This is a genomic window from Bradyrhizobium sp. CCGUVB14, assembly GCF_024199935.1.
Taxonomy (GTDB): Bacteria; Pseudomonadota; Alphaproteobacteria; order Rhizobiales; family Xanthobacteraceae; genus Bradyrhizobium.
The window spans coordinates 543762-556188 of the sequence record NZ_JANADS010000001.1 but is presented as its reverse complement, the minus strand read 5'-3'; the positions used below and the strand labels follow the sequence as shown (position 1 = coordinate 556188).

The window sequence follows — 12427 nt, the reverse complement described above, 5'->3', positions numbered from 1 at the left end:
GCGTCCTGCGCCGTGACACTGCTCAAGACCCTGGTCTGGATCGGCGGCATCCTGCTCGTCTGGGGCTACTTCCAATTGCCCTCGGGCTCCGGCGATATGGCATCTCGGCAAACCCTGTCCGTGCGCGAGGAGCCGGATCGCATCCTGCTGGGCTGGAGCGGGCCCGTGCAGGAGCCGATGAGCGAACGTGTCGCGGCGGCGCTCGATCGTTACAAGACGGATCAACGCAACCTCGTCCTCATTCTCAATTCGCCGGGCGGCTCGGTCGAGCACGGGCGCAAGGTCGTCGCCGCGATCCGCACACGCGACCGGGCGATCGACACCCTGGTCGAGAAGGCCGGCGTCTGCGCCTCCATGTGCGTTCCGATCTTTCTCACAGGCCGCGAGCGCAACGCCGACCCCGAAGCCTATTTCATGTTTCACCAGGTCAGCCTGGATCGGAGCGCCAAGGAAAATCTGAAGCGGAAAGAGTTCAGTGACTCCGACCGAGCTGCCCTCTCGCAAATGGTCAAGACCCTCGAGACCGCGATCACTGACGATTTCTTCCACACCGATTTCGACATCCGCGGCGTCAACCCGGCCTGGCTTGCCATGATGCGGCGGAAGATCGCGAGCGGCGATGTCTGGATGAGCGGCCAGGATCTGGTCGCCGAGGGCTCGGGCGTCGTCGACAGCCTGGTCCGCACGCCTGCCCGCTAGCGGTACGCGCGCTTTAAGCCGCGGCCGCCTGCTTCGACAGCAACAATTTCAGCTTCGCCGCCGGCACCGCCGGGCTGAACAGCCAGCCCTGCATCTGGCTGCAGCCGAGCTGCCGCAGCACTTCGCGCTGCGCCTCGGTCTCGACGCCTTCCGCCGTCGTCGCCATGTGGCGGGCGGCGGCCATGTGCACCACGGCCTGGACGATCGGCGAGGAATCCTCGGATTGGCCGATGTCGCTGATGAAACTGCGGTCGATCTTGATCTTGTCGAAGGGGAAACGGTGCAGATAGCTCAGCGACGAATAGCCGGTGCCGAAATCGTCGAGCGCGATGCGCACGCCGAGCTCGCGCAGCTGCTGCAGGATGGTCAGCGCCTCCTCGTCGTCGCGGATCAGCACGGTCTCGGTGATCTCCAGCTCGAGCCGTCCCGGCGCGAGGCCTGACTCGGCGAGTGCGGCGGCGACCTTCAGCGCCAGCGTCTTGGATCGGAACTGCACCGGCGAAACGTTGACCGCGATGTGGATGTCGCCGGGCCACGAGGCGGCTTCCGTGCAGGCCTGCTTCAGCACCCATTCGCCGATCTCGCCGATCAGGCCGGTGTCTTCCGCGACCGGAATGAAGTCCGCGGGCGAGACCATACCGCGCTCCGGATGGCGCCAGCGCAGCAGCGCCTCGCAGCCGTTGACGACATTGGCGGAGAGATCGACCAGCGGCTGGTAGTGCACCTCGAACTCGCCGCGCGCGAGCGCCTGGCGCAGATCGAGCTCGAGCTGGCGGCGCTGCCGCGCCTTGGCGTCGTATTCGCTCACGAAGATGCGGAAGGTGCCGCGTCCTTCCGACTTCGCGGCGTACATCGCGAGATCGGCGCGCTTGAGCAGGTCTTCGAGATTGTCGCCGTGGTCGGGCGCGATCGCGATGCCGATGCTGGCATCGGTCGTGATCTCCTGGCCCTTGCAGTCCACCGGCATGCGCAGCGACGTCAGGATCTGTTCGGCGAGCGCACTCAGTGCGGCCTGGTCGCAGGTGCCGGCCTTGACGATCGCGAACTCGTCGCCGCCGAGACGCGCCACCAGATCGTTGCCGCTGACGCAGGCGCGCAGGCGGCCGGCGACCTGGCGCAGCAATTCGTCGCCGACCTCGTGGCCGAGCGAATCGTTGACGCCCTTGAACTCGTCGACGTCGATGTAGAGGATCGCAAACGGATTGCCTTGGGCGAGCTCCGCCACGCGTCGTTCCAGATGCCCGCGCATCAGCACGCGGTTGGGCAGGTCGGTCAGCGCGTCGTAATGCGCCATATGCGCGATGCGCTCGTCGGCGCGGATGCGCTCGGTGACGTCGTCATGGGTGGCGAGCCAGCCGCCGGCCGCGCCGGGCTGGTTCTTGATCTCGATCAGGCGGCCGTCGGAGGTCTCGACGATGTTGCTCTGGATCCGTCCGACGCTGTTCAGGATGTCGTCGCAATAGGAATCGACGTCGCCGTCGAACGAGCCGGTGTCGGCGCGATGCTGGATCACGTCGCGGAAATAGGCGCCGGGTTTCACCACCGCGGTCGAGAGCCCGTACATGTCGATGTAGCGGCGATTGCAGACGATCAGCCGCTCGTCCTGGTCGAACATCAATAGGCCCTGCGTCATCGTGTTCATGGCGGTGTCGAGCCGCTGCTTCTCCAGCGAGACGCGCCGCGTCACTTGGCGGAAGATCAGGAACAGCGTGAGCACGAGCAGGCCGATCGACAGCACGGCGACGGCAACGAAGAATTTGGTCTGGGTGCGCCAGGTGGTGAGCGTCGCGTCCAGCGATTTGGTGGCGACCACGACCAGCGGTTCGCCGGTCAGCATGCGCGAGGCGACGATACGGTCCTTGCCGTCGATCGGGCTCGTGAGCTGCGTCGTGACGAAGGTGCGCTCGAACACGGCCATCTGCTCCGGCGAGCCGGTGCGGTAGTTCTGCCCGATCATGGCGTCGACATGCGGAACGCGCGCCAGCAACTGACCGTTCTGGTGATGCATCGCGATCGAGGATTCCTCGCCGAGACCGGTCGAGGCAAAGAAGGATTCGAGCTGCTCCGGCGTAATCGCCCGCGACACCAGGCCGAGGAATTCGCCATGCGGGCCCGACACGCGCCGCGCGATCACGATCGCCGGACCATTGCCGAACCGGCCGGGCACGACCTCGATCTCTTCCTGCGAAGCCGGATCGTTCGCGAGACGTTGAAAGAAGCCGCGATCGGCGATCGAGATATCGGCGACCGGCCACCGCTTCGACGAGTTGATCAGCGTGCCCCGGGAATCGAACACGTTGGCGCCGGCGACGTCGGACCAGCCGCTGGCCTTGGTGCGCAGCACCTCATGCATGGCGAGCGTCGCCATCTCGCTGCGGAACACGTCGGCGGAATCGATGCCATGGCCTTCGAGTTCGGCGATGATGCTCTTCTGGAGTACCGCAAAGTCCTCGAACTCGCGGTCGAAATGGCGGGCGAGCAGGCGGACGGAGCTTTCCAGGCTGTCGCGGCCGCTCTCGATGGCGTTCTGGCGGAAGCGGTCCACGGTGAGCCCGGTGCCGATGGCCATCGCCGCCATCAGCACGAAGCCGCCGACGATCAGCCACGTCAGCGGCGCGCCCCGCCATTGGCGAAGCAGCACGCGCAAGCGCGCGGTCCATCGGATTGATGCGCCCATCCCGTCCTCCCGTGGGATGCAAGATGCAGCAAAACCGACAAGACCCCGTTACCAGTCAGGGTTAGGAAAATGTGAATTGGAACAAAATCAGGGAGTTGATACCCCCGCGCGGCAAGCGATGAGGCAGGCGATGAAACGTCACCGCTTGATCTCCCAGTTCAGCGCTTCCGCGTTGGTCTTGGCGAACATCGCCGGCACGTCGAACTTGCCGGTCTTGAGATCATAGCGACACTTCCAGTCGGCCAGTCCCTTCACGGCGACGTTCTTCGGATGCTTGTCCATCTCGCCCGACAGCGAGATCAGGAGGTAGCGGTTGTTGGGCCAGTCGACGCCGAGCCAACGATAGGCATCCTCGGTGCCTTTCATGAGATTGGCCGAGATGTGGTAGTCGAGCTTCATGGTCTTCGTATCGGGCCGGCTGTGAAAATAGTCCCAGGCGAGATCGCTGAGCGACTTCCGGGTGGCGCTGACGAAGGCGCCGTTCTCGACATGGTAAAGAAACAGATCCTGCTCGCCCGAGCCGGTCTTCTGCATCCGCACCAACCATTGCGAGTCGCTGGTGAAGCGGAAGCCGGCGCCGTAGCCCTGCTCCGGCTTCAGCTCGGTCATCTGGTCGCCGTGCCGCGCCCAGACCTGCCATTTGACGTCCCAATTACCGCCGTCCTTCATATACTGCTCGAGCTTGGTGGCGCCGTCGGGCGAGGTGAAGGCGAGATCGGCATCGTCGGTGAGGACGAAACCGGACGGCGGGCCGGAGGCAGCGCGCGCGGGGGCGGCGGCGAGCATCAGCGCAAGCGCCAGCCATGGCGCGGCGCGATAAAATACGGTCATGAGAAAAATCCTTAATAAAATGCCGCAGTGCGGCCTCGCCCATTTGACGCGGATGGGGGTAGCTCGGTTCATCCCATTGAACGTCTTGCTGCCGTAGCCAAAACGGCGCAATTTGCCGGAGTTGATTTGCGACCTGAGGTTTGACGACTGATGATCACCGCATCCAAGGCCTTCATTGCATTCTGTCTGCTCGCGGTGGGCGGCACCGTCCTGGTGATCGGCCCGACCGAGCTGCGCCGTCTGCTGCCGGGCGGGACGGGCACCGAAGTCGCGGTCGTCGCCAAACCTGATCCCAAGCCTGAGGTGAAGGCGGAGGCCAGCGCACAAGCCAAGGCCGAACCCAAGACCGACTCCAAGGCCGAGCCCAAGACAGAGCAGAACGCTGAAGAACCCAAGCTCGCCGGGGTTGCGCCATCCGCCTCGCCGGCACCCGTCGACGCGCCGAAAGCGGGCGCGCTGGCCGAGACCCAGAAGCAGGTCGCGGCGCTGGCCGACATCGCGCCGACCAAGCCGCAGCCGGCCGTCAAGGACACCGGCCCCCGTTTCGACGTCGCCCGCGTCGACGATCATGGCGAGGCCGCGGTGATCGCGGGCCAGGCCGCGCCGGGTTCGAAGGTCGAGCTGCTGCGTGATGGCCAGCCGCTCGACAGTGTGGTGGCCGATGCGTCGGGCCAGTTCGTGATGACCCCGCCGAAGCTTCCCGCCGGCAGCTATGAGCTGACGCTGCGCGCCAAGGCGCCCGATGGCACCGTCACGCAATCCAGCCGCACAATGCCGGTGGTTGTTGCCGAAGTCGCACCGCCACCCGCGCGCGTCACGCCGGTTGCGAAGCAGGACGCCAAGCCGCAAGAAGACAAATCGGACGTGGTCGCGTCGCTGCCGGCGCCGCGCCTGGCCGCGATACCCGACCGGTCCGCGTCTCGGCCGCGCATGATGGGCACGCCCAAGCCCAGGTCCATGGCACGGGTGCCTGCGGCGGGTGCGACGGTCGCATCCGCCTCGGCCGCGGACGCCCTCAGCACCGCGCCGGCGGAAGCCGGCGGCAGCCGGGTGGTGTCCCGCGGCGACAGCCTCTGGGCGCTCAGCCGTCTCGCTTACGGCGACGGCAACCGCTACGCGCTGATCGTCAACGCCAACCGTGACAAGATCCACAATCCCAATCTGATCTATCCCGGCCAGACCTTTGTGATGCCGCAAAGGGCACCGTGAGGCGCGGCTTGTCCTTCTCCCTCGCCCCGTTCTTACGGGGCCGCGACGAGCTGCGCTCGCGCTGAGCGCGCGGGGCGAGAGGCTCTCTCCGCGAGCGTCGTCCCTCGATAGATCTTTACCCCCTCACCCGGAACGCATCTGACGATGCGTTCCGACCTCTCCCCGCAAGCGGGGCGAGGTAAGGGCACCGCATCGTCACACTCTGCGACGCTTTGACCGTCTCGGCGCGGAACCTTTGGTTCCCCGGCGCGTCTTCTTGATGAGACGTGGTGCGCGCTTGGCGCTGGAGGAGGGCCAAGAAGTGATCATCTCGGTGGTCAACTCAACGGTCATGTCGCGATCGCGCTTGGGACTGCCGTTCGTCGGCGCGGTCTTCGCGATTCTGGCAATGCTGTTGCCGAATCGCGCGGAAGCGCAGTTCGGATTGCGCGGCGGGCCGCTCGGCGTTGCGCGCTTCGCCGTCGGTCACGTCATCGGCCTGTCGCGATTGCGCCACGCGCGGATGGGCGTGCGAAGCGGCCGGACCCGCGACGCCGCGTTGAGATCGCAGGACCCACGTGGTGCCGAGCGCGGCCAGCCCGCCAACCCCTACGTTTTGCGTGCCGCGCTCACCGCGGGTGCCGCCCTGTCAGGCTGGCACGGCGGCCGCCGTCCGCAGGGCTGGTGGCGTCACCCCGACGGCAGCTATGGCTGGATCGGTCCCGTGTTCTGGCCGTTCGCGCATGACGATCTCACCACCGCGGTGGTCTTCGGCGACACGACCAGCCTCTCGCTTTACGGCTATGGCGATATCTATGCGGCGATCTTCGCGCCCTATGCGGCCCCGGAGCTCGCCGCCTACACCGCCCCACAAGGACGTCGTGCGCGAAGAGTCCCGTCGGTGGAGGCGGTCTGTGATGGCAGCGACACCGGCGGCTTGCCCGTCGACCGCATCGCCGCCGCGGTGCAGCCGAACGAGATGCAGCGCACAGCGCTCGACGATCTCAGCGCCGCCTGGGCCTCGGCGCGCGATACCATCCGCGCCTCGTGCCCGGCGCAGGCGCCAATGATCGCGGCGGAACGCCTTGGCGTGATGCAGACAAGGCTTGATGCCATGATCAAGGCAACGGATGCACTGACGGCACCGCTGGTCAAATTCGTCGACCTTCTCGATGACAGCCAGAAAGCAAAGCTCGAGTCGCTGGCCAACGAACGCCGCGCTGCGCTTGCCTCCGCCCAGCACAAGGACGCGCAGGCCGCCTCGGCCTGCGATCCGAACTACGACCCCCGCTACGATGTGCAGGCCCAGCGCCAATACGAGCAGCTCGTGCAACAGCAATGGCCCGCAACCGATATCGCCGGCGCGCTCAAGCTCGACGACACCGCGCGCGCCCGGCTCGACGTGCTCCAGGACACCACGCTGCGCACGATGGAGACGCTCAGTCCTTGCACGATCAAAGCGGCCGCGACACCACAGGCCCGCCTCGCCGCCGTGAAGGCACGGCTCGAGAAGATGCGGCAGGCGATCGGCGGCGTCGTCGATGCGCTCGATGATTTCGAAGCGGACCTGAGCGACGGGCAGAAGGCCGGCTTCGAGGCGATCGGACCGAAGCGCGCGATGTGAGCGGTCGGCACTCTCTCTGTTCTCTCCCCCTTGCGGGAGAGGGCAAGGGCGGCGAACCTCTTGGCTTGTGCAGTGACTAATTCAACGGGCGGCACCTCGCCGCCTGCGCTGCTGCGGCATTTCTCATCCGGTCAGCCCATGGCCCAGTGCTGCCGCTTCTGCTATCGATTGAAGCCTTCTTGCCGCCAACCGGACTGACCGATGCGTTCATTGCCTGCGCGTTCCTTTCCCCAGACCTTCGTTGCCCTTGCCGGACTGGTGCTGGTCTCCACCCAGCCGGTGCGCGCGGCCGATGACGACGCGCCCAAGGGGCCGGCGGTCACGGTGCTGAAGGCGGCAAAATCCTGTTTCTCCGATATCGTCGAGGCCACCGGCACGATCATCGCGCGCGAGGAGACCTCGGTGCGGCCCGAGCGCCCGGGGCTGAAGGTGACCGAAGTTCTGGCCGAAGCCGGCGATACCACGACGGCCGGTCAGGTGCTGGCGCGGCTGGCACTGCCCGAAGGCGGCACGCTGCAGGTCACCGCCCCCGTCGCCGGCGTCATCGCCACCTCGACCGCGCAGATCGGCAACCTCGCCTCGGCCAAGGGCGAGGCGCTGTTCACCATCGTGGCGCGCAGCGAATATGATCTCGTCGCCCTGGTCGCGACCAACGATGTCAGGAAGCTCGCGGTCAATCAGCCAGTCACCGTGCGCATCGCCGGCGCCGGCGATATCGACGGCAAGGTGCGCCGCATCGGCCCGACGGTCGAGCCGAACATCCAGCAAGGCATGGTCTATATCGGTATCTCCTCGCAGAAGCGGCTGCTGCTGAATGCGAGCGGGCGCGCGCTGATCAAGACCGGGCAGAGCTGCAACGTCGCGGTGCCGCTGACAGCGGTGCAATATTCATCCGCCGGCACCGTGGTGCAGGTGATCCGCCGCAATCGCGTCGAGACCAAGCGCGTCGAGACCGGATTGATGTCGGGCGGCAATATCGAAGTCCGCGACGGCCTCAACGAAGGCGATATCGTCGTCGCTCGTGCCGGCGCGCTGCTGCGCGAAGGCGATCCCGTGCGCCCGGTGATGGCCGCGGAGGCGGCGAAGTAGCAGACGGTCTCCTAGAGCGGGCAAAGGCGCAATGCGCCGTGCCCACCATCTTTCCTACATATCGATAGAAGACGTGGGCACGCTTCGCTTTGCCCACGTCCTCTATCGAATTAAGCCATGGAGAGATCGTGGGCACGGCGCGTTGCGCCTTTGCCCACCCTACGAGAGCTCGCCAATGAGAGAGAAGCGATGGATTACGCCTTCGCTAATCCACCCTTCGAGCTCGCAAGCTCTACGAGAAAGAACTAGCCGCCGGCCTGATCGAAATGCACGTCCTCGAGCAGCGAGGACGAAACCGCCGGGACCTGGTCGCCTTCGGAGGCGCGGGAGATGGCGACGCGGGTCTTGTTGAAGACGCTTTCGGCGCTGCCCTGCGCATCGAGATTGGCGAGGAGCTCGCTGACCAGCGTCGAGTGCTCGCCCTTGCCGTCGTCGACGACCTTGCCGGGCGAGGCCGAGGAGAGGATCAGCGCATTGTCGGGCGTGCCGATCGGCGCGAGGCCGTGCGAGTAAGAGCGGAAGCGGCGCTCATAGGGATTGCGGCGGGACGCATCGACGACGACGAGCTTGGCCTTGGCGCCCTGCTCCTTCATCATGTTGAGCACGCCCTCGATGGAGACGCCCTGGCGGCGGACGTCGCTTTCCTTCCAGATCACGGCATCGACCGGCAGCATGTAGCTCTCGCGGCCGGCCTGCACGCCGTAGCCGCCGAAGAACAGCATGACGGTGGTGTCGTGCTTGATGCGGGACTTGAGGCGGTTGACGGCGCGGACCATGTCGTCCTTGCTCGCGTCTTCCACCATGTCGACGTCAAAACCGCTCTTGCGCAGCGACGAGGACAGCGCCCGCGCGTCGTTGATCGACTGCGTCAGCGGCGCGGTGGCGTCGGGATAATGGCCATTGCCGATGACCAGCGCGAGACGCGAGCTCTGGCCCACCGAACCCGTGACCTGATCGGTCGAGACGGCCTTGGCGGCGTCGAGCGAGCGCATGTTGAGGGCAGCATGGGCGCCGATCGCCAGCGACACCGTGCCGATGAGGGCTGCGGCCAGGGCAATCGAACGTCGGGAAATGTCGAGCTGCCTTACATTCATCTCGCTTCATTCCTGTCAGTGCCAAAGACCGGCCTAGCGCGCGCACACTGTTTGAGTAGCGCGATGGCGTCTTCAGGTTTGAGGGATTGGCCGGGGATGTGTCCCCGAATTGCGCGCAATTTGCGGCGCCGCACCAAACAAACCCTTAACCGGATATAACCAGCACGGCAATAGATCGCCCAAAATTTGATCTAAGCCGCTGAATATGTTGGTTAATTACGCGATCCGAATTTCTCCATTCTGGGCCTCCCCGTAGCCTTCCGGAGGTTGATCATGCAGCTCCCGTGCCGGGTTTTTCTGTGACGTCAGTCACATTTGAATTTCCTGCGAATCCGGGTAGCTTTTTCAAAGACTTGCAGGGGGTGGGTCATCGACCCGCTCCCCCGGACAAGTCCCCCGCGACCAGGTATTTCATGAGCTTTCATTATTTCGCAGGAGCCGCGTGCCGGGCGCTGACGGCGCGCAAAGACGGCCCCTCCCTTTATGACGTCTGCGATCCCGTATTGTCGGGCCAAGCCAGCGGCGATCCGCATCTGGCAAAATTCTACAAGACCGCGCTCGGCAATCCCGCGCTGCGGGTGTTGCTGCGCCGCGCCGGCCTGAGCGAACTGCGCGACGAGGCCAGGCTGACCCGGCTGCGCGCGGCTTTGGTCCGCGCCCGCGACGAGACCGAGCCCGACTGGGCTGCGGTCGGCCAGCCCATTGCCGACCTCGTCGACACCATCGCGCTCGACCATCCCAAACCGCCGCCGGTCAATTTCGTCGGCGCGATGCCGGCGCAATCGCAAATCGATGGCGTGATCCGCGATTGCGCGCAGCATCTGCTCGGCTCGTACCGCAAGAACGGTTTCCTGCCGACCTATGCCGCGTTCAACCTGATCGGCGATCCCGACTTCCGCGGGCGCGAGCTGATCATGGCGCTCACCGGGCTGAACGCGCGCGGCTACAAGAATTCGTCGCTGCTGTTCAACCTCGCCCGCGTCTTCATCGCGCGCTCGAAGGCCGCCGCCGTGGTCAATCCGCCCTGGCGCGGCATTGCCGAACCGATGTGGGAGCCGGTGCAGATCCGCCACCGCTCGGCCTATTACGACGCGTTCTTCATCGAAGCATTGCTCAGCTACGTCGAAACCGGGCTCGCCACGCCAGCCGACAAGACCGCGGCCGAGCGCGCGATCGCCGACATGGTCGATTTCTGCGTCAACATCAGCCGCGAAGAAGTCGAAGGTATCGACGGCCAGCGCTTCAACGTCATCACCGCGCTCGCGCCGGCGCCGCATCCGCGCTTTTCGCGCTATTTTGCCCAGATCAAGCAGGACCTCGGCTTCGGCGTCTATGTGCCGGATTGCGACACTACGGCGTGCTCGATCTCCGCGGCGACGCAGGCCGGCTGCACCGATGCGATCATCGACCAGCCGCTGCTGGATTTCTATTCGGGCTACCAGGTGCATGCGGGTGTCAACGAGCCGCGCGTGACGGTGCCGCTCAACGACAATATCGATTACGAGGGCGGCGTTGCGACCTGGATCGACAACCTCAAGGGCGAGCGCCCCTACGGCAACGATCTCGATCCGACGCTCAATCTCGACATTCTCGAGGTGAGCTTTCGCAACCTGGCACGCTGGAAGATTCTGGAGACGCCGGCGCGGCTCGCGACCGTGCATCGCATCATCGGCTTCCAGAAGCGACTGGCGGCGAGCGGTGCCTTCGCCAATCCGCGCTCGCACATCTATTATCTGCCGGAGCTCTACAGCGCCTATTTCGGCCGCTGCTATGCCGCCTTCCTGGCGCTGCCGCTGGCCGCGCAGGCCGCGATCGATCCCGACGGCGATTTCGATTTCATCCGCCATCGCGTGCTGTCCTACGTCAAGGGCGAGCTGATGGCGGCGGAAATGAACGTGTTCGACGCGGCACTGGCGCTGATCGCGCTCGGCCATCTCGGCGCCGACCCGCGAGCCTTTGCCCCCGCTCTGAACGTGATCGTCGATGCCCTCGGTGAAGGCGGCCGCCGCGGCCCGTTCCGCGCCTATGAATGGAACAAGATGAAGACCCCGACGCGGATCCTGGTCGGCGGGCCCGAGGTGACGTCGGCGTTCGTGTTGATGGGACTGGCGGTGGCGAAGCGGGCGATGGCGGGACGGTGAGGTCGTGCTCTTACGCTCCCCTGGAGGGGTCCGAGACGAGCGTAGCTCGCTCGAGGGTCGGCACGTGACGAGCGAAGCGAGATTGCGTGACGGGGTGGGGTGATCTCTCCACTCGGGCACTGTTGATCGCGGAGAGACTGTCACCCCACCCCGCTCGCGCTTCGCGCGATCGACCCACGAGCGAGCTACGCTCGTCTCGGACCCCTCCAGGGGAGGGTAAGCAAGTCCGCAATGACGGGAAGTTGAAAGCCTCTCCGTTAGGCATATGCTGGTCGCGTGGCCCAAAGCCGACCACAATTGCGCGGCTTATCAAGTTCCCAAGACGATGCGGACGACAATGCGAACCGGCATGTTGCGAAAATTACTGATTGCGCTGTCTCTGCTCAGCCTGCCTTCACTGGCGCAAGCGGCTGACATCACCGGCACCGCCAAGGTCCGCGATGGCGATTCCGTCCTGATCGGCAGCACGCGGATCCGGCTTGGCGGCATCGACGCGCCGTCGGCCGACCAGCTCTGCCTCAACAACAAATCCGAGCGCTGGACCTGCGGCGTCGCCGCACGCGACGAACTCGCCAAATACACCGAGGGCAAGAACTGGGTCTGCCATGCCCGTTCGATCGACCGGCGCGGCCGCACGGTGGCGCGCTGCGAGGTCGGCGGCGAAGACATCCAGAAATGGCTGGTGCGCAGTGGCTGGGCGCTGGCCTATGTCCGCATCTCCAAGGACTACGAGGCCGACGAAGCTGCCGCGCGTGAGGCAAAGGCCGGGATGTGGCAGGGCGCCTTCATCGCTCCCTGGGACTGGCGCGTGCGCAACAAGAAGACGACGATTCTGGGCGCCACCAAGCCGCCCGAAGGCGCCCATTCGGTGCTGCTCGCATCGGCCTCGGGGCCGGTTGCGCCCTCGCCGGACTGCACCATCAAGGGCAACGTCAACACCGCCGGCGAGTGCATCTACCACACCCCGACCAGCCGCTGGTACACCCAGATCAAGATGAAGATCAGCAAGGGCACCCGCTGGTTCTGTTCGGTCGAGGAGGCCGAGGCCGCCGGCTGCCGGGAAACCAAGAGATAAGAGCCCCAG

Annotated in this window: 9 protein-coding genes; 6 read left to right on the top strand and 3 right to left on the bottom strand. The window is 65.6% G+C overall.

What is annotated here, in order from left to right:
* Positions 1–12 precede the first annotated feature (12 nt).
* The gene (locus NLM32_RS02690) at positions 13–699 is read left to right on the top strand and encodes an ATP-dependent Clp protease proteolytic subunit (RefSeq protein ID WP_254127742.1); all 687 of its coding nucleotides are present in this window, start codon (positions 13–15) and stop codon (positions 697–699) included.
* 13 nt (positions 700–712) lie between these two features.
* Here NLM32_RS02690 and NLM32_RS02685 read toward each other — a convergent pair whose 3' ends face one another.
* Complete coding sequence (locus NLM32_RS02685) at positions 713–3376, bottom strand: EAL domain-containing protein (RefSeq protein WP_254127741.1); 2664 nt, start codon at positions 3374–3376, stop codon at positions 713–715.
* Between the two features lie 138 nt (positions 3377–3514).
* The gene (locus NLM32_RS02680) at positions 3515–4207 is read right to left on the bottom strand and encodes a hypothetical protein (RefSeq protein WP_254127740.1); all 693 of its coding nucleotides are present in this window, start codon (positions 4205–4207) and stop codon (positions 3515–3517) included.
* A gap of 150 nt (positions 4208–4357) precedes the next feature.
* Between NLM32_RS02680 and NLM32_RS02675 the strand changes: the two genes are divergently transcribed.
* The 3 genes from NLM32_RS02675 to NLM32_RS02665 all read left to right on the top strand — a co-directional run bounded on the left by NLM32_RS02675 (position 4358) and on the right by NLM32_RS02665 (position 8108).
* Entirely contained in the window at positions 4358–5416 is a 1059-nt protein-coding gene (locus NLM32_RS02675; RefSeq protein WP_254127739.1) for a LysM peptidoglycan-binding domain-containing protein, read from the top strand.
* A gap of 331 nt (positions 5417–5747) precedes the next feature.
* The gene (locus NLM32_RS02670) at positions 5748–7019 is read left to right on the top strand and encodes a Spy/CpxP family protein refolding chaperone (RefSeq protein ID WP_254135190.1); all 1272 of its coding nucleotides are present in this window, start codon (positions 5748–5750) and stop codon (positions 7017–7019) included.
* A 201-nt stretch (positions 7020–7220) separates the two neighbouring features.
* Positions 7221–8108, top strand: a complete 888-nt coding sequence (locus tag NLM32_RS02665) for an efflux RND transporter periplasmic adaptor subunit (RefSeq protein WP_254127738.1) — start codon at positions 7221–7223, stop codon at positions 8106–8108.
* 245 nt (positions 8109–8353) lie between these two features.
* Here the strand turns inward: NLM32_RS02665 and NLM32_RS02660 are convergent, their stop codons facing one another.
* Positions 8354–9202, bottom strand: coding sequence for a caspase family protein (locus tag NLM32_RS02660; protein WP_254127737.1), 849 nt, complete (start codon positions 9200–9202; stop codon positions 8354–8356).
* A 413-nt stretch (positions 9203–9615) separates the two neighbouring features.
* On the opposite strand from NLM32_RS02660, the gene NLM32_RS02655 reads away from it, so the two are divergent.
* The gene (locus NLM32_RS02655; protein ID WP_254127736.1) at positions 9616–11343 is read left to right on the top strand and encodes a hypothetical protein; all 1728 of its coding nucleotides are present in this window, start codon (positions 9616–9618) and stop codon (positions 11341–11343) included.
* A 349-nt stretch (positions 11344–11692) separates the two neighbouring features.
* A complete protein-coding gene (locus tag NLM32_RS02650) occupies positions 11693–12418 on the top strand; it encodes a thermonuclease family protein (RefSeq protein WP_254127735.1) in 726 nt (241 codons plus the stop codon).
* The last annotated feature ends 9 nt before the right edge of the window (positions 12419–12427 follow it).